Genomic DNA, 19,307 nt, shown 5'->3' with positions numbered 1-19,307 from the left:
GTACTATGAAAAAAAGTGAGATTCCACAAGATAAGGGTAGCTTAAAGTCTGCAAACTTTAAAGAGTTATGCTATGCCGTTAATGAAAATGGAGAGTATACAACTGCAGGTAGCAGTGGATGGACCCCTAAGACCATTGCGTTAAATAATGCGCTACAGGAAATAAACGAGCGTATAGAAAAAGCAAAAATTAGAGTTTTAAACAACCAGACAAGCCCTATAGAATATTATATGGAACTACATAAAATGGACATTACTATTTTAGCTAGTTATGTTGGTCTATGGAAATGGCGGGTTAAAAGGCACTTTAAACCAAAAGTGTTTCATAAACTATCTCAAAAAATATTACAAAAATACGCTGACATTTTCGAAATCACTGTAGATCAATTAAAACACATTGAACATGGAAATTAATTTTACACACCATCAATCTGCACACTGCGAAAATGGTGTTGTGTCTAATTTAATGAAGCATAATGGCTTCAATGTTAGTGAACCTATGGTCTTTGGAATCGGATCAGGCCTGTTGTTTTGTTACATACCGTTTTTAATGGTAAACCACGCTCCTGCTCTTACATACAGAGCAATGCCTGGCTTTATTTTTAAACGATTTGCAAAAAGAGTTGGAATAAAAATAAAACGAGAAAAATTTAAAAACCCTCAGAATGCTAAGGCGCGTTTAGACGAAAACCTTAACAAAAATAATCCTGTAGGGCTTCAAGTTGGGGTATATAATCTAGTATATTTTCCCGATGAATATCGTTTTCATTTTAATGCTCATAACTTAGTTGTTTATGGGAAAAAAGAAGATTCGTACTTAATTAGCGACCCCGTAATGGAGACCGTTACAACTCTAACAGCAAAAGAACTGGAAAAAGTACGTTTTGCCAAAGGTGCTTTCGCTCCTAAAGGGCATATGTATTATCCTATCGATTTTCCTAAGGAATTAGCTTTAGAAAAAGCCATAGTTAAAGGAATTAAACAAACCTGTAGAGAAATGCTTGCTCCAGTACCTATTGTTGGAGTTAAAGGAATTCGAACAGTTGCTAAACTAATTCGCAAATGGCCAAAGAAGAAAGGCACAAAAGTGGCCAATCATTATTTGGGACAAGTAGTTAGGATGCAAGAAGAAATAGGAACTGGGGGTGGTGGATTTAGATATATCTATGCTGCATTCTTACAGGAAGCAGGTAAAGTATTAAAGAATGATACATTAATCGAGTTATCTATAGAAATGACTGCAATTGGTGATTCGTGGAGAGATTTTGCTTTAGATGCTTCTCGTATATACAAAAACCGAAGCGCAAAAGATGATGCATACAACGATGTTGCTTCGCAACTAGATGATATAGCAAATCGAGAAGAAGTTTTCTTTAAAAAACTGAAGAAAGCTATTTAATAGTAAAATAAAGCATGATTAAAATTGAACAATTATCTAAAAAATATAAAGGTGCAGAAGCATATTCTGTATCAGATTTAGATTTGTTTATCGATGAAAAAGAAATTTTTGGACTACTTGGTCCAAATGGTGCAGGAAAGACTACATTAATTTCATTATTATGTTCTTTAATAAAACCTACATCAGGATCATTTACTATAGATGGTCTAACCTATAAAAATCCCAATCAATTAAAACAACTCATTGGTATTGTACCACAAGAATATGCTTTATACCCGGCGTTAACTGCTAATGAAAATCTTACCTATTTTGGTAGTATGTATGGTTTAAAAGGACAGTTATTAAAATCTAAAATAAGCCAGGCAATTGAAATATTAGGTCTGTCTAAGTTTGCTAATAAAAAAGTGAGTACGTTTTCTGGAGGGATGAAACGTCGTATTAATTTAATCGCTAGTATATTACACGAGCCCAAGGTATTATTCTTAGACGAACCAACTGTTGGGGTGGATGTACAATCTAAAAATGTAATTATTAAATACTTACAACTCTTAAATAAAAAAGGAGCTACTATTATTTATACATCACATCATTTAAATGAAGCTGAAGATTTTTGTACCAGAGTAGCTATTATAGATCATGGAAAAATAATATCTCAAGGACAACCACAAGAATTAATTTCTAATCAAAAAAATGCAAATAACCTTGAAGATGTATTTTTAGCCTTAACCGGGAAAGCATTAAGAGATCATGCATAAATTATGGGCTTCTACATATAAAGAATTCTTATTACTCACTAGGGATATTGGAGGCATTGCAATTTTGTTCATAATGCCTATCGTACTAATCATCACGATAACAATAATTCAAGACAGTAGCTTTAAAACGATTAGCGACACCAAGATTCCTATACTTCTTGTAAATAATGATAATGGTCGTGTTTCTGAGACTATAATTAGTAGCTTAACAGCATCCAATACTTTTCAGGTCATTCAAAAAGATAAAGAGCAAGAAGCCAGAGATCTGGTATTTAAAGGAAATTATCAATTAGCGATCATCATTCCAGAAAAATTATCATCAGATTTAGATAAAAAAGTCAATCAGAATGTAGAAGGGATTTTATCAAAATTTCGTTTGGAAGAAGAAGAAAAAGAAATTCAACCAGAAGAAACTATTTTAAGCAAAGAGGTTAGATTATATTTTGATCCGGCAACTCAACTTACCTTTAAAAGTTCTGTAAAAAATGGTATCGATAAGATGATTTCTAAAATAGAAACGCAATCTATTTACAAGGCTTTTCATGAACAAGTATCAGAAGATGATACAGAAGTTATTTTTGAAACCGATAATTTTATCAGTTTTAAAGAAATAGTCCCAAAACAAGGAGACAAAGAGATCATACCCAATTCGGCGCAGCACAATGTACCTGCCTGGACTTTATTTGCCATCTTTTTTATTATAGTACCTTTATCTATAAATATTGTAAAAGAAAAAAATCAAGGAACTTTTGTACGATTAAGAACAAATCCTGTATCCTATGCAATAGTATTAGGAGGAAAAACAACAGTGTATCTGGCTGTTTGTCTCATACAATTTACTTTAATGCTAGCAATAGGAGTGTTTTTATTTCCTAAATTAGGTTTACCAACATTAGACGTATCGGGAAGAATATTTAATCTGTTTATTGTCGCTTTTTTTGCAGGTTTAGCTGCGATAGGATTAGGATTATTGTTAGGAACGGTTGCAAAAACACAAGAACAATCTGCTCCATTTGGGGCAACCTTTGTGGTTATTCTAGCTGCTTTGGGAGGTGTTTGGGTACCTGTTTTTGTAATGCCAAAATTCATGCAGCTGTTATCTAATATTTCACCAATGAATTGGGGTTTAAATGCCTTCTATGATGTATTTTTGCGAAATGCCAGCTTTATAGAACTTGTTCCAGAAATAATATTACTTTTATTATTTTTTATAATAACAGCTTTAATTTCTATTGTTTATAATGAAAAGAAAAATGCAGTCTAAAAATAACAAAGAAATAAGTTTCACCAGCCAGGTTAGAGTACGTTTTGTAGAAACTGACCCCTTAGGAATTGTCTGGCATGGTAATTATATTCAATATTTTGAGGATGGTAGGGAAGCTTTTGGAAGACATCATGGTATTTCTTATTTAGATCAAAAAAAATTTGGTTATGCTACGCCAATCGTAAAGTCTAGTACAGAACACAAACTACCTTTACGATATGGAGATATTGCTACCATAAAAACAATTTATGTAGATAGTCCAGCTGCTAAAATGATTTTTAGATATGAAATTTATAACCAAAATCATAAATTAGTCTGCACAGGAGAAACCGTACAGGTATTTGTTGGAGATACAGGAAATGGTGATTTATCACTAACAATTCCATCTTTCTTTATCAAATGGAAACAAAAAGAAGGCCTTATAAAATTGAATGAGTAAGATTTACGCTTCATATAATAATATAATATCATCGCTTGGTTTTGACAGCCAAACTGTTGTACAGAATATTCATAACGAGAATTCGGGTTTACGACTTATTGATGATAAAGATCTGTTGCCTGATCCATTTTATTCTTCAATAATAAATACAGAAGATTTATATGCCGATTTTAAACAATTAAATAATGAAGGGCAGTTCACACGTTTAGAACAGATGATGATTTCTTCGCTAAGCAAAGTTATTAAAGCATCTAAAACACCCTTAACAAATCGTGTTGGGCTTATTATATCTACTACCAAAGGCAATATTGATGCCTTAAATAAAAACAATGAATTCCTAAAAGAACGTGCTTATTTAAGCTCCTTAGGAAAAGTGGTCAAAGAAACATTAGGATTTAAAAATGATGCTATTGTTGTTTCTAATGCATGTGTTTCTGGAATTTTATCTATTGCAATTGCAAAACGCTACATTAACCATGGTACCTATGATGATGTTTTTATTGTTAGCGGAGATATGGTAAGTGAATTTATAATAACTGGTTTTAATTCATTTCAAGCGTTAAGTAATGAACCCTGTAAACCTTATGACAAAGACAGAACAGGAGTTAATATAGGAGAAGTAGCTGCCAGTATTTTAGTTACTAATAATGAAAAAGGACTGCCAAAAGAAGCGGTTGCTATTTTGGGTGAAGGCTCTTGTAACGATGCTAATCATATTTCGGGACCTTCACGAACTGGTGAAGGATTATTTCGAAGTGTACAATCTGCTTTCAAAGAAGGAAATGTCACCCATACCGATATTGATTACATTTCGGCCCACGGAACAGCAACATTGTTTAATGACGAAACAGAATCAATTGCATTTAACAGACTTAATTTAAACAAAGTACCACTAAATAGTTTAAAAGGCTATTTTGGCCATACATTAGGAGCTTCAGGGTTAGTTGAGACTATTGTTGGGATGTATTCATTACAAAATAACACACTATACACCTCATTAGGTTTCAAAGAACCTGGGACATCAAAACCTTTAAACATCATCACAAAAACCACCCCAAAACAATTAAATATTTTTCTAAAAACCGCCTCCGGATTCGGAGGTTGTAATACAGCAGTTATATTTCAAAAAGTAAAATAATTTATTCTATAAAGACATGCCAATTCAAACAATAAAAGCTATAGACGCAATTCAGGAAGCCCAAAAAATAGCTTTTGCACCTTTTGTTTTTCAAGCCACAGTTTCACTAAGAAAACTGGGAGTTCTAAATCTTATTTTTGATAGAAGAAAAAACGGAGGGATTTCTATAAAAGATATTTCTAAAGAATTATCTATTAGCATATATGGCATTGGTGTTTTATTAGAAATTGCCGAAAGCTCAAATATTGTTAGTAAAAATAGTGATGACAAATATGAGATTACTACAATTGGTTATTTTTTGACGTATAATAAAACGGTTGATGTTAATATTAATTTCACCAATGATGTCTGCTATAAAGGGCTATATCATTTAAACGATTCTATTAAAGAAGGGAAACCCGAAGGCTTAAAAGAATTAGGAAATTGGGATACCATATATGAAGGCTTATCACAATTAGATCCACAAATACAAAAATCCTGGTTTGAATTTGATCACCATTATTCTGATGACGTATTTCAAGATGCTCTAGAAATTGTTTTTAGAACTAATCCAAAAACTATATTTGATATTGGAGCCAACACAGGTAAATTTGCTATAAGTAGTTGCGAATTTAGTGAAACAGTTTCTATAAAAATGATCGACTTACCTGGTCAATTAAACAAAGCATTAGCTAATGTAAAAAACAAAGGGTTTGAAAAACGAGTTTCTGGTCATGAAATAGATTGGTTATCAGAAAACCCACAGATTCCTAATGATGGAGTAGATACGATTTGGATGAGTCAATTTTTAGATTGTTTTTCTGAAAAAGAAATCCTTAAAGTTTTAAAAACTTGTGTTAATTCTATGGATGATACGACCGAGTTATTAATCATGGAAACTTTTACAGACAGACAAAAATTTGATAATGCCAAGTTTATCCTAGAAGCAACATCGTTATACTTTACAGTATTGGCAAATGGAAATAGTAAAATGTATCCTTCTACTGTTTTTACAAAACTAATTGATCAGGCAGGATTAATAATAAAAGAAGATTTGGTTGTAGGAGAATACCATACCATGTTTGTCTGTAAAAAAAAGTAGTCGATTTATGGAGTCCGGATTTTATATAAAATCATTCTGTCACATAAAAGATCATAAAGTCTCTTTAAACGGATCTGTTATATATGACGATAAAGATGCTTTAGATTTTTTAGAATTTATTAAAGCAGCTTATAGAAGTTTTGATATTAAATATCCTAAATTCTTTAAAATGGATGGGTTAAGTAAACTTGCATTTTTGGCATCAGATCTTATCCTACAAAAAGAAAAACTAAATATAGAAGACGAAAATAACATTGCTATTGTATTTTCAAATAAATCATCCAGTTTAGATACTGATGAAAAACATCAGGAATCTATCCAAAATAAAGACAATTACTATCCAAGCCCTGCCGTTTTTGTTTATACATTACCCAATATTTGTATTGGTGAGATTAGTATAAAATATAAACTTCATTCTGAAAATAGTTTTTTTATCTTTGACAGCTTTAATGCTGAATATTTATCAGACTATACAAATAGTCTTTTATTAGCAAACAAAGCTGATGAAGCACTTTGTGGTTGGGTAGAATTTGATGGAGTGGCATATGACGCATTTTTATACTTGGTTTCTAAAGAAGGAACCACAACACATACTAAACAAAATATAGTAAATTTATATAATACATAATATGGAGGTTTTAAAACAAGAACTAAAGGAAAACATTATTGAGCAATTAAATCTTGAAGATATTGCTGTTGAAGATATTGCTGATGACGATATTCTTTTTGGTGATGGTTTAGGCTTAGACTCAATTGATGCATTAGAGTTAATTGTAATGCTAGATAAAAACTACGGCATTAAATTAACCGATCCTAAAGAAGGACGTGAAATTTTTGCATCTATAGAAGTAATGGCAAAATACATTTCTGAGCATAGAACAAAATAAATTTTAGTTGTATTTAAATGAGTAAAGGTGTTGCTATAACTGGAATGGGAATAATTTCTGCTATTGGAAACAATGTCACAGAAAATTACCAATCGCTTATTAATGGTAAAAAAGGAATCTCCAGGGTTTCCAAAATTAATACCATTCATAAAGATGATATTATGGTCGGTGAAATCGCATCTACAAATCTGGAGTTAGAACAACAATTAGGTCTAACTCCTGATAATAATTACTCAAGAACAGCTTTATTAGGTGCTATTGCTGCTAAGCAAGCAATACAAGATGCTGGAATCTCTGATATCAACACCTATAAGACAGGATTAGTTTCGGCGACCAGCGTTGGTGGGATGGATATGACAGAAACTTACTATTATGATTATCTTGAAAATAAAAGCACCCAAAAATATATCGAAGGTCACCATGCCGGAGATTCTACTCAAAAAATCGCAGAGCAGTTAGGAATCAAAAAAAGCCTGGTAACTACAATAAGTACAGCTTGTTCTTCTGCTGCAAATGCTATAATGCTCGGTGCCCGATTGATTAAATCAGGAAAACTAGACAGAGTTATTGTTGGTGGCGCAGATTGTTTGTCTAAGTTTACCATTAATGGATTTAAAACTCTAATGATCTTATCTGACACCTACAATACTCCTTTTGATGAAAATAGAAAAGGTTTAAATTTAGGTGAAGCTGCCGCTTTCTTAGTACTAGAATCTGATGAAGTGATTGCTGCAGAAAAAAAAGAAGTATTGGGATATGTTAAAGGATATGGCAATGCAAATGATGCCTATCATCAAACAGCATCTTCTGAAAATGGAGATGGAGCAACTTTAGCAATGCAAAAAGCTTTAAAAGTTGCAGCATACACAGCAAAAGATATTGATTACATTAATGCACACGGCACAGCAACAGGAAATAATGACCTATCTGAAGGACGTGCTATTCTAAGAGTTTTTGGTGAAGAAATTCCCGATTTTAGCTCTACAAAAGCGTATACAGGACATACTTTGGCTGCAGCAGGAGCTATCGAAGCTGTTTATGCCGTATTAGCCCTTCAACATAATATCATCTATCCTAATCTCAATTTTAAAACTCAGATGAAAGAGTTTGATATTACACCACAATTAGAGCTCAAAGAAAAAGAATTGCACACCGTGTTGTCTAATTCCTTAGGTTTCGGAGGTAATTGTTCTACAGTAATTTTTTCAAAAGAACAATAGCAAAATTGTAAACAAAGGTTAACCTATATGCAAAAACTGTTTAATTAAAGAGATATGAGTGCAGTCTATATAACCGGTGTCGGATCTATTTCATCTCAAAAAACTTTTGACAATACTGAGTTTTTGAGAGAAATCCTCACCTATACAGATAATGTGATTTCTGTGGTTAACCCAAATTATAAAGAGTATATCCCACCTGCTGCTGCACGTAGAATGGCAAAAGGCATTAAAATGGGAGTTGTTGCATCCAGAATTGCATTGAAAGATGCAAATATAGAAAATGTTGATGCGATTATTACAGGAACGGGAATGGGATGTGTTAGAGATTCAGAAAAATTTGTTAGTGCAATTATAGACAATGACGAACAATACCTCACCCCTACTTCATTTATACAATCAACTCATAATACAGTTGGTGGGCAAATCGCTTTAGGACTTCAATGTAAAGGCTACAATTTCACATATGTACATGCAAGTGTATCTTTTGAATCGGCATTATTAGATGCCCAATTACAACTAGAAAATAATGAGGTTGATACTATTTTAATCGGAGGTGTTGATGAGCATGGTGATCATACAATTACCATTCACAAACTTATTAATCACATTAAATTAGAAAAAACCAAATCTACTAATGTATTAGATTCTAAAACAGAAGGTGCAATATTTGGAGAAGGTGCAAATTTCTTTGTAGTATCAAATAAAAAGCAAGACTCGAGCTATGCCGAAGTTATAGCAGTACAAACCTATAATACATTATCAGAAACCGAAGTATCTCATGCAGCTCAACTATTTTTAAAGGATAATGGCTTAGCTATTGATGATATAGATGCTATTGTATTAGGAAATAATGGAGATGTAAAATACGATACATTTTACAATGAGTTAAGTTTAAATCTATTCAAAGAGACACAACAGATATATTACAAACATTTATGCGGTGAATTTAATACCGCATCGTCTTTTGGGGTATGGTTGGCTTCAAAAATTTTAAAAACACAAGAGTTACCAGAAGTAGTTAAGTTAAATAAAAAATCAATATCAAACTTTACTACTATTTTATTATACAATCAATATAGAGGAGAGAATCATAGCTTCACTTTACTGCGTAAATGCTAAATTTTAAATACGTCAATAGAATAACAGCACTCGCTTTTTTGGTTTTACACATAACCAATTACTCAATAGAAATACCGGTATGGTCTTATTTCCTATTAGCTTTTATATGGTTACTTATTACTATGGCTGGTTCTGGACTTATACAATGGAACTACCATTTTACTTCTCTTAATGCAAATAGAGATATAAAAAATAATCAAGTTGCTATTACTTTTGATGATGGACCAAACCCAGAATTCACACCTCAAATCTTAAAACTCTTAAAACAATATAATGCAAAAGCTACTTTTTTTTGCATTGGCAAACACATTGAGATGTATCCCGAATTAGTTAAAGAAAGTATCAAACAAGGGCATGTTATTGGTAATCATACGTATTCGCACCCTAACTCTTTTGGTTTTTTAAAAACGGGAGAAGTAATTTCAGAGCTACAACAAACCAACGCTATAGTAAAAGAAGTAACCGGGCTAGCTATGCGACTATACAGACCTGCTTTTGGTGTAACAAATCCAAGAATTAAAAGAGCATTAAAAGCCACAGGATTACAACCTATTGGATGGAATGTCAGATCTCTGGATACAACATCCAGGAGTTCGGATAAAGTACTAAAACGAATAACTAAAAAACTATCCAAAGGAGATGTCATTTTACTTCATGATACAAGTTTAAAAACAATTATTGTTTTGGAACAGTTATTGTTATTTTTACAACAACAAAATATAGAATCGGTTACAATAGATTCTTTATTTAAGATAAAAGCATATGCCTAAAATTGTTTATTTAATACTATTTATAGCTACTACTCTATCTGCTCAAACTAAAATGAGTACTATAGAAGCCGATGCCTTAAAAACAAAAGTAAAAGCTCTTGCTGCCACAACAAAAACTATTTCAAGTGATTTTACACAATACAAACACCTGGATTTTTTATCGAATGATATTATCACAACAGGAAAACTTGCTTTTAAAACACCAGATGTTGTAAAATGGGAATATGTAAAACCTTTTAAATATTCTGTGTTATTTAAAAACAAGACACTATACATTAATGATGAAGGCAATAAAAGTAATATTGATATTGGGTCTAGTGAGCAGTTTAAGCAATTGAACAAACTTATTATTAATAGCGTAAAAGGAGATATGTTTAATGATGATGAGTTTGATATCAGTTATTATAAAAACCAAGGAAATAGCGAGGTGCATTTTGGTCCAAAGGACAAAAAATTCGAAAAATTCATTAAAGCATTTCATATAACATTTAACTCCAAAGGCGATGTTGTTGAAGTAAAAATGATAGAACCTTCAAATGATTATACGAGAATAGTATTTAGCAACAGAGTCTTAAACACCCCTTTGGCAGATGAGATATTTGCTCATTAGTTTTTGTTTTATGTGTATAGGATGTGCTTCCTATACGAAGAAAAACAATTTCATCAAAAGAGAAACATCTGATATAGAAATAAGAAATTTATATTTTTCAGATAAGACGCAAGATTATGTCTATAAAGCAAATATTGATGTTTACAAAAAACATTTTGGTGGGATTTTTATTGTAAAAAAAATTGAAGATAAAAATCATCGTATTGTCTTTACTACAGAAATGGGAAATAAAATTTTTGACTTTTCATTTATTAACGAAAGCTTTACGGTAAATTATATCTTAGAAGATTTCAATAAAAAGATTTTAATAAACATTTTAAAAAAAGATTTTAAAGCATTGATTGAAGAAAATCCTGTGCTTTTAAATACATTTTCATATCAAAACGATGTTGTTTTTGAAGCTAAAATTAATAATGATAAACATTATTATTACAATACAAATAATGAAATAAATAAAATTGTAAGAACTGGAAATAGAAAAGAAAAAGTAGTTTTTACATTTTCAGAAATTAGTGATACTATTGCAAATCTAATTATGATTGAGCACAAGAATTTAAAGCTTAAAATTAATTTAAAATCAATTCAAAAATGAGAAATCTTTTATTGGTCATAACCTTTCTTGGTATTTTTGGGACGGTTTCTGCACAAAGCAAGACATCTTTTGGATTAAGAGGCGGGGCTAACATTTCGGATCTTACTAATGCAAATTTAGAAACTAAAGCAGGTATTTATGTAGGAGCTTTTTTACAAATCAGGTTCTCAGAGCTATATGCTCTTCAACCCGAAGTGGGATACTCTAATCAAGGTGGTAATAACAAATTTTCAAATGGAGATGATCTCGAAATTCATTACGTTTCAATATCTGCTACCAGCAAATTTTTCGTTAGAAATACAGGATTACATTTAATAATCGCACCAAGTCTTGATTTTGATTTTGATGATACTCCCGTAAGTCTTGTAAACAGAGAAGAAGGTAATGACATTACCTTTGTAGATCTTTCTATTGCCGCTGGTCTTGGTTACGAATTTAAAAACGGAATCGCTATAGAAACTAGATATAAGCATGGTACACTAGATGTATTTTCTGGTGATTTCCATGATTTTTCAACACAATCGATATACGAAGAAAAAAATCAATTTAATCGTGTTTTTCAAATTGGCCTATCGTATAGATTTAATTTCTAATTACTTATGTTACTAAAAGATTTTTACACCGCAAATACATTAGAGACTGTTGAAAATATGTCGACAGCAACTATTACCATCAACAAAAACCATAAGATTTTCAAAGGACATTTCCCAGGGAATCCTGTAACACCAGGTGTTTGTATGATGCAAATAATAAAAGAATTAACAGAAGGCATTGTAGATAAAAAACTATTTATGCAATCCTCTAGTAATATCAAATTCATGGCTATTATAAATCCGGAAAAAAACCCAGATTTAGTTTTAACTTTAGATATTACCAAGACAGATGATACGTATAAAGTAAAAAATGTAACTACATTTGAAGATACAGTTGCTTTAAAATTAACGGCTAATTTTAAGACAAAGTAAATTTAAATACAAAACGAACATTAAAAATATTTTTAATTTTTAATGAAAGAATGTGGTGACTACGCACGTTCTCAATTTTATAATTAATATATTATCAAATAATTACCAAAACCTAACCGTGTGAAATTTTTAATTGTTTTCATATCATTATCTCTTACCATTCTATCGATAGATCTGGATACCATTAGAATCGCGTATAAAGAAGCTGCTCATGACAAAACAAAAGTAGCTGCACTTAATGAACAACTTGCATCGGTAAATAAAGAAGATGATATTGTTTTAGTGGCTTATAAAGGAGCTGCTATCACATTGCAAGCTAAGTATGAAAAAAGTATAAAAGAAAAAAGACGGTTGTTTATAGAAGGAGTTACATATATAGAATTTGCTATAGAGAAATCGCCAAATGCTATCGAACCTCGTTTTATACGTATAGGAATACAAGAAAATACTCCTAAATTGCTAAAATATAAATCCAATATAAAAGAAGACAAATTATTTCTGCTTAAGCAATACAAGACTATAAAACCCAAAATTTTAAAAAAGCATATCGGTGAGTATATTTTGCAATCGAAAGCTTTTAGTGATGAAGAAAAAGCAGTAATTTTAGTTCCTTAAAAATTGAAACACTTCAATTGAGTGATAAAAGAGTTTACAAAACAAAAAATCGACCTATTCAACGTATGTGTAATAATTCCTACCTATAATAATTGCAAAACATTACGACGGGTTATAGATGGTGTATTACTTTATACTAAAAATATTATTGTTGTAAATGATGGGGCAACAGATACTACTCAGGAGATATTAAAAGAATATCCTCAAGTTCAACAAATCCATCTGCCAAAAAATAAAGGAAAAGGTAACGCTTTACGTGTTGGATTTGTATCTGCACAAAAACAAGGTTTTAAGTATGCAATTACGATAGATTCTGATGGTCAGCATTTTCCTGAAGATATTCCAGTTTTTATTACAGCTTTAGAAAAATCAGAAAATAAAAACATCCTACTCATTGGTGCCAGAAATATGAGCCAGGAAAGCGTTCCTAAAAAAAGTAGTTTCGGAAATAAGTTTTCAAACTTCTGGTTTTGGGTAGAAACCGGTACAAAACTTCAGGACACACAATCTGGGTATAGACTATATCCACTAGAAGAATTAGCAAAATTGAATTTTTATACCTCAAAATTTGAATTTGAAATAGAAGTTATTGTAAAAGCAGCCTGGAGAGATGTAATTGTAAAAAATATTCCAATACAAGTATTATATGATGAAACCGAAAGGGTATCACATTTTAGGCCTTTTAAAGATTTTACCCGAATAAGTATTCTTAATACCTGGTTGGTTACGGTAGCTTTTTTATATATAAAGCCAAGAAATTTATTCCGGAAAGTTAAAAAAAAAGGAGTAAAACGTTTCTTTTTTGAAGATTTCTTAGAAAGTCAGGATTCCCCACAAAAAAAAGCATTATCGGTGGCTCTTGGGGTTTTCATAGGGGTCTCACCTCTATGGGGATTTCACACAGTACTTGTGCTCTTTTTAGCTGTCGTTTTAAAATTAAATAAGGTAATTGCTTTTGCTTTTTCTAATGTAAGTTTACCCCCTTTCATTCCTTTTATCGTTTTTATGAGTTTAAAAGTCGGTAGTTTTGTTTTAGGAGAATCTCAACCATCATTTACCAATATTGGTGAAAATTTTGAAATGATAAAAAGCCTAAAAACCTATATTGTAGGTAGTTTTACCTTAGCCATAATTTCTGCTATTACGATAGGAATTTTAGGATATGTATTTCTTATCATTTTTTATAAAAAAAATAATGCATCATAATGGATAGCTTTTTTTATAGTTTATATACATCTATTGTTTCCAAAAAAGTTGCAAGCTTTGGAATATTTGTACTCATTATTTCGGGTTTATTATTTACAGCTTCAAAAATTCAATTTGAAGAAGATATCACCAAATTGATTCCTACAAATGATAAGACTTCTGAGATTCAAAAAGTACTAAAATCAGTAAATTTTGCTGATAAAATCATAGTAAATATCACACGTCAACCAGGAGGATCGGTTGATGATCTCACTCAGTATGCAACACAATTTATTGATAGCGTTACTCTAAGATCTGGTAAGCACATTACCCAAATCCAAGGTAAGGTCGAAGAAGAAGATATTTTTAATACTTTGGATTTTGTATACAAAAATCTTCCTCTTTTTTTACAAGAAAATGATTATAAGGGCATTAAAAATAAAATTCAAAAAGATAGCATCGAAACTATCACAAATAGTAATTATAAAACTTTAGTTTCTCCAACCGGAATCATTGCAAAAGATAATATTTTAAAGGACCCCTTGGGATTATCATTTATTGCCCTAAAAAAATTACAGCAGCTTAGTTTTGGTGATGATTTCACATTACACAATGGTTTTTTACTTAGTAAAGATCAAAATCATGTTCTATTATTTATAACTCCTAAATTAAAATCTAGCGAAACGGCCAAGAATGCTTCGTTTGTAGAAGATCTTTATCAAATAAACAATCAACTCAATGGTTTTTTTAAAGATAAAGTACAAAGTGAATATTTTGGAGGTGCTTTAATTGCTGTAGCAAATGCTAAACAAATAAAACGCGATATCCAACTAACCATTAGTATTGCTATTACTATTTTATTAATCATACTTATCTTCTTTTATAGAAAAATTACTATTCCGATTATTTTATTTGTTCCAACAATTTTCGGAGGGTTATTAGCTATTGCTTTATTGTATTTAATTCGCGTAAAAATTTCTGCAATATCCCTGGGTATTGGCTCTGTACTACTAGGGGTTACTTTGGATTATTCACTTCATATTCTAACACATATAAGAAGTAACACTAATATTAAAGCTGTTTACAAAGAAATCACTACTCCTGTTTTAATGAGTAGTTTAACAACAGCTTTGGCATTCTTATGCTTATTATTTTTAGAATCACAAGCACTTCAGGATTTAGGTATTTTTGCAGCAATTAGTGTTGTCGGATCCTCTTTTTTTGCATTAATTTTTATACCTCAAGTATATAAAAGCGCTTCTCAAAAAAAGCCAAAAACAACATTAATCGATAATGCCGCTCAATATCCTTTACATAAAAACAAATGGGCAATTATAGTATTAACGCTGTTACTAATTGTAAGCTTGTTTACCTATAATAAAGTACAGTTTAATAATGACATTTCTAAGCTAAACTTTGAGCCACAAGAGCTAAAAGATGCACAATTAAGATTAGATGCTCTAACTAATATTGCTTCAAAATCAATTTATCTGGCAGCCTATGAAAATTCGGAGCAAGGTGCTTTACAAATAAATGACAAGATTTTTGAAAAGCTACAAATATTAAAAGCTGAAGGGAAAGTAATCGATTTTAGCTCGATTGGATCTTTAATTTATTCAGAAAAAACTCAAAAAGAAAGAATTTCGAGATGGAATTCTTTCTGGAACACTAATACAATAGCAAATACAAAAGCAAATCTTATTGAAAGCGGAAACAAATTAGGCTTTAAGCCTAATAGTTTTAATGCTTTTTATACCCTATTAGAATCGAATTTCGAGCCTCTTAAAATTACAGATTATAACGCCTTAAAAACGATTTCTATTGCAGATTATATAACAACAAAAGATGATTTTATCACTGCAACAACGCTCGTTAAAGTAAAAGATGAAAATGCGCAACATATAGTCGATATTTTTAAAGATCAACCTCAAACTATTGTTATCGACAGAAAACATATGAATGAAACCTTTTTAGGGAATCTAAAAAATGACTTTAACAAACTAGTAGGTTACTCATTAATTGTTGTGCTGCTTATCCTCTTATTATTTTATAGAAGTTTATCTCTTACCCTGGTAACAAGCATTCCTATAGCGATCACATGGTTGTTAACAATTGGTATAATGGGATTATTTTCACTAGAGTTTAACATCTTTAATATTATAATTTCAACTTTTATTTTTGGTCTTGGGATTGACTATAGTATTTTTATGACTAATGGGTTACTACATGAGTATAGAACTGGGGAAAAAGCATTAGCAACTCATAAAACATCTATTATTTTATCTGTTATCACTACTATTTTGGGAGTAGGTGTTTTAATATTTGCTAAACATCCTGCGTTATATACGATATCATTACTTTCTATTATCGGAATATTATCTGCAATTGTTATTTCATTTACAATTCAACCTCAATTATTTAGGCTTTTTATCGGTAGTAAGACAAAAAGACCGATAACACTCAGATTATTTATACATTCTGTTCTTTCTTTTTGTTATTATGGTATAGGAGGCTTACTACTTTCACTATTTAGTGTATTTCTGATAAAAATTATCCCGTTACCTAAAAAAATGAAAATGAAATGGTTTCATAAAATAATGTCAAAATTTATGGGATCGGTACTATATACAAACCCATTTGTGCATAAAAAAATCATTAATCAAAGTAATGAAACCTTTGATAAACCAGGGGTTATTATTGCTAATCATACTTCATTCTTAGACATTTTGGCAATAGGAATGTTATATCCAAAAATTATTTTCCTGGTAAATGATTGGGTGTACAACTCTCCTGTTTTTGGAAAAGCAGTTCAATTAGCTGGTTTTTATCCAGTGTCTAGCGGTATAGAGAATGGATTAGACCATTTAAAGAAGAAAGTTGATCAAGGCTACTCACTTATTGCCTTTCCTGAAGGAACTAGATCTAATACTAATAAAATTAAACGATTTCACAAAGGAGCATTTTATCTTGCAGAGCAATTTGGATTAGACATCATTCCAATACTTATTCATGGAAATTCTGAAGTCCTCCCCAAAGGAAGTTTTATTATTAAAGATGGTAGTATAACTATCAAAATACTCGATAGAATAAAAGCAAACGATACTAGTTTTGGCGAAAACTATGCTAGAAAAACAAAGCAAATCGGGGCATATTTTAAAAATGAATTTGAAAAACTTAGGAATGAGATAGAACATGATGGGTATTTTAATAATATCATCCTTGAAGAATATCGATACAAAGGAGATCCTCTATATAAAGAAGTGCTAAAGGACCTAAAAACCAATAAAGAAATTTATAAAACAATTATAGACACAGTAGGTAAAAAAGAAACTATACTTCATATTTCAAAAGATTCTGGTCAATTAGATTTTCTATTATCTCTAGATAGTCCAGACAGAAAGATTATTAATTATACAGAAAACAAAAACACTAGGGATGTTGTTAAAAACAGCTATATTACTAATAATCATAGTAAAATTATTTGTGTAGATAATTTAGAAGAAACAACGGTATATGATGCAAGTGTTCTTATTATAAATTTAGCTACGATTACACAAAATGAATTAGAAAAGGTACTAAGCAGTAAAATTAATCTGTTAATTTTACTAAAAGAAAGTCAAAATATACATACACAGATAATTACTAATTTGGGATTCGAGATCGATCACCAAAAGAATAATCTGGTTATTTTAAAAAACAAAGAAAATTAAAGAATGAAAGAGCATTATGATATTGTAATTATCGGAAGTGGTTTGGGTGGTTTGGTTTCTGCTATCATTTTAGCCAAAGAGGGCTATAGTGTATGTGTGTTAGAAAAAAACAATCAGTATGGAGGAAATTTGCAAACCTTTGTAAGAGACAAAACTATTTTTGATACAGGAGTACACTATATTGGTGGACTTTCTGAAGGGCAAAATCTATATCAATATTTTAAATACATTAATATCGTTGATGATTTAAAATTAAAAAAACTTGATGAAGACGGTTTTGATATCATAACTTTTGAAGGTGACGAAAAAGAATATAAGCATGCTCAAGGGTATGACAATTTTATAAAAGTTTTGGTAGATCAATTCCCAGAAGAGGAAGAAGCCATTAGAACCTATTGTGATAAATTAAAAGAAACATGTCTTAAATTTCCACTTTACCAATTAAAACAGGGTAAACCTTACTTTGATGATAGTGAACTTTTTTCGCTCAACGCAAAATCCTATATCAATTCCCTTACCGATAATAAAAAACTACAAGGAGTTCTTGCAGGGACAAATTATTTATATGCCGGAGATAGTGATCGCACCCCTTTTTATGTACACGCCTTATGTATTAATTCTTATATCGAAAGTTCATATCGATGTATAAATGGAGGAAGTCAAATCACAAAAGCTTTAATCAGGAGATTAAAAGAACAAGATGGTGAAGTATATAAACATCATGAAGTTGTCAAATTTGAATTTGAAAACGATAAAATCAGTTCTGTTATATGCAAAAATGGTAAAGAAATAAAAGGAGATTTGTTTATTTCTAATATTGAACCAAAACTTACTTTACAGCTTGCAGGAGAAGATAAATTTAGAAAATCATATGCCAATAGAGTACGTAAGATTGAAAGCACTATAGCAGCTTTTACATTATATATTGTATTAAAGCCAAACACTTTTGCCTATCAAAATAAAAATTTCTACCATTTTAATCACCCAGATAGGGTTTGGGATACACAAAGTTATACTCAAGAAAGTTGGCCAGAAGGATATATGATATCTATGGGAATTAATAAAAATACAAAGGAATATGGAGATAGTATTGCTGTAATGACCTATATGCGTTATGAAGAAGTTGAGCCCTGGGAAAATACATTTAATACGGTAGCTCATAAAAATGAAAGAGGGCAAACTTATGAAGAATTTAAAGCTCAAAAAGCTCAAAAAATAATAGATGAATTAGAGAAAAAATTCCCTAATATAAAAGATTGCATTCAAGAAACATACACCTCAACACCATTATCCTATAGAGATTATATCGGTAGTAATGAAGGATCAATGTATGCCTATGTTAAAGATGTTAATAAACCTATGCACTCTTTTTTATCTCCGAAAACCAAAATTAAAAACTTAATGTTTACTGGCCAGAGTTTAAATATGCATGGCATTTTAGGAGTTACTATTAGTGCAGTTATCACATGCTCAGAAATAATCGGTAGTGATTATTTACTTGACAAAATACTAGAAGCCAACAAAGAACAAAAAACTATTTAGGCTATGAAAAAAAATAA

The 19,307-nt window shown here is 30.8% G+C and carries 20 protein-coding genes; all 20 read left to right on the top strand.

What is annotated here, in order from left to right; all coding sequences use genetic code 11:
* The first annotated feature begins 5 nt into the window (after positions 1-5).
* The 20 genes from DG435_RS04615 (at position 6) to DG435_RS04520 (ending at position 19,290) form a co-directional block, all read left to right on the top strand.
* The gene (locus DG435_RS04615) at positions 6-413 is read left to right on the top strand and encodes a hypothetical protein (RefSeq protein WP_106792051.1); all 408 of its coding nucleotides are present in this window, start codon (positions 6-8) and stop codon (positions 411-413) included.
* Positions 403-1,398 carry a BtrH N-terminal domain-containing protein gene (locus tag DG435_RS04610; protein ID WP_106792052.1) on the top strand — a complete coding sequence of 332 codons (996 nt, stop codon included), beginning with the start codon at positions 403-405 and terminating at the stop codon, positions 1,396-1,398. Before DG435_RS04615 ends, DG435_RS04610 begins: the two co-directional genes overlap by 11 nt.
* Positions 1,399-1,412: 14 nt before the next feature.
* Entirely contained in the window at positions 1,413-2,153 is a 741-nt protein-coding gene (locus tag DG435_RS04605; RefSeq protein WP_106792053.1) for an ABC transporter ATP-binding protein, read from the top strand.
* Positions 2,146-3,417: an ABC transporter permease gene (locus tag DG435_RS04600; protein ID WP_108840562.1), complete on the top strand. Its 1,272-nt coding sequence runs from the start codon at positions 2,146-2,148 to the stop codon at positions 3,415-3,417. The genes DG435_RS04605 and DG435_RS04600 overlap by 8 nt, the downstream gene beginning before the upstream one ends.
* Positions 3,407-3,856 (top strand): thioesterase family protein, encoded by a 450-nt coding sequence (locus DG435_RS04595; protein ID WP_234387070.1) that lies wholly within the window; start codon positions 3,407-3,409, stop codon positions 3,854-3,856. The genes DG435_RS04600 and DG435_RS04595 overlap by 11 nt, the downstream gene beginning before the upstream one ends.
* A complete protein-coding gene (locus DG435_RS04590; RefSeq protein ID WP_106792056.1) occupies positions 3,849-4,994 on the top strand; it encodes a beta-ketoacyl synthase N-terminal-like domain-containing protein in 1,146 nt (381 codons plus the stop codon). Before DG435_RS04595 ends, DG435_RS04590 begins: the two co-directional genes overlap by 8 nt.
* A gap of 16 nt (positions 4,995-5,010) precedes the next feature.
* Positions 5,011-6,075, top strand: a complete 1,065-nt coding sequence (locus DG435_RS04585; protein ID WP_106792057.1) for a methyltransferase — start codon at positions 5,011-5,013, stop codon at positions 6,073-6,075.
* A 7-nt stretch (positions 6,076-6,082) separates the two neighbouring features.
* A complete protein-coding gene (locus DG435_RS04580; RefSeq protein WP_106792089.1) occupies positions 6,083-6,703 on the top strand; it encodes a 3-oxoacyl-ACP synthase in 621 nt (206 codons plus the stop codon).
* A gap of 1 nt (position 6,704) precedes the next feature.
* Positions 6,705-6,962, top strand: a complete 258-nt coding sequence (locus tag DG435_RS04575) for a phosphopantetheine-binding protein (protein WP_024771985.1) — start codon at positions 6,705-6,707, stop codon at positions 6,960-6,962.
* A 17-nt stretch (positions 6,963-6,979) separates the two neighbouring features.
* A complete protein-coding gene (locus DG435_RS04570; protein WP_106792058.1) occupies positions 6,980-8,182 on the top strand; it encodes a beta-ketoacyl synthase in 1,203 nt (400 codons plus the stop codon).
* 54 nt (positions 8,183-8,236) lie between these two features.
* A complete protein-coding gene (locus DG435_RS04565) occupies positions 8,237-9,301 on the top strand; it encodes a beta-ketoacyl synthase N-terminal-like domain-containing protein (protein WP_106792059.1) in 1,065 nt (354 codons plus the stop codon).
* Positions 9,295-10,071 carry a polysaccharide deacetylase family protein gene (locus DG435_RS04560; protein WP_106792060.1) on the top strand — a complete coding sequence of 259 codons (777 nt, stop codon included), beginning with the start codon at positions 9,295-9,297 and terminating at the stop codon, positions 10,069-10,071. The genes DG435_RS04565 and DG435_RS04560 overlap by 7 nt, the downstream gene beginning before the upstream one ends.
* Positions 10,064-10,681, top strand: a complete 618-nt coding sequence (locus DG435_RS04555) for an outer membrane lipoprotein carrier protein LolA (protein WP_106792061.1) — start codon at positions 10,064-10,066, stop codon at positions 10,679-10,681. Before DG435_RS04560 ends, DG435_RS04555 begins: the two co-directional genes overlap by 8 nt.
* Positions 10,662-11,273: a hypothetical protein gene (locus tag DG435_RS04550; protein WP_106792062.1), complete on the top strand. Its 612-nt coding sequence runs from the start codon at positions 10,662-10,664 to the stop codon at positions 11,271-11,273. Before DG435_RS04555 ends, DG435_RS04550 begins: the two co-directional genes overlap by 20 nt.
* Complete coding sequence (locus DG435_RS04545; RefSeq protein WP_106792063.1) at positions 11,270-11,866, top strand: porin family protein; 597 nt, start codon at positions 11,270-11,272, stop codon at positions 11,864-11,866. Before DG435_RS04550 ends, DG435_RS04545 begins: the two co-directional genes overlap by 4 nt.
* A gap of 6 nt (positions 11,867-11,872) precedes the next feature.
* The gene (locus DG435_RS04540) at positions 11,873-12,238 is read left to right on the top strand and encodes a 3-hydroxyacyl-ACP dehydratase (RefSeq protein WP_024771978.1); all 366 of its coding nucleotides are present in this window, start codon (positions 11,873-11,875) and stop codon (positions 12,236-12,238) included.
* 120 nt (positions 12,239-12,358) lie between these two features.
* Complete coding sequence (locus DG435_RS04535; RefSeq protein WP_106792064.1) at positions 12,359-12,853, top strand: hypothetical protein; 495 nt, start codon at positions 12,359-12,361, stop codon at positions 12,851-12,853.
* Between the two features lie 21 nt (positions 12,854-12,874).
* On the top strand, positions 12,875-14,059 hold the full coding sequence (locus DG435_RS04530; protein WP_106792065.1) for a DUF2062 domain-containing protein: 1,185 nt from the start codon (positions 12,875-12,877) through the stop codon (positions 14,057-14,059).
* Positions 14,059-17,748, top strand: a complete 3,690-nt coding sequence (locus DG435_RS04525) for an MMPL family transporter (protein WP_106792066.1) — start codon at positions 14,059-14,061, stop codon at positions 17,746-17,748. The genes DG435_RS04530 and DG435_RS04525 overlap by 1 nt, the downstream gene beginning before the upstream one ends.
* A gap of 3 nt (positions 17,749-17,751) precedes the next feature.
* Positions 17,752-19,290, top strand: a complete 1,539-nt coding sequence (locus DG435_RS04520; protein WP_106792067.1) for an NAD(P)/FAD-dependent oxidoreductase — start codon at positions 17,752-17,754, stop codon at positions 19,288-19,290.
* The last annotated feature ends 17 nt before the right edge of the window (positions 19,291-19,307 follow it).

The organism is Aquimarina sp. Aq78 (genome assembly GCF_900299525.1).
GTDB lineage: Bacteria > Bacteroidota > Bacteroidia > Flavobacteriales > Flavobacteriaceae > Aquimarina.
This window is presented reverse-complemented; position numbering and strand designations above follow the sequence as displayed.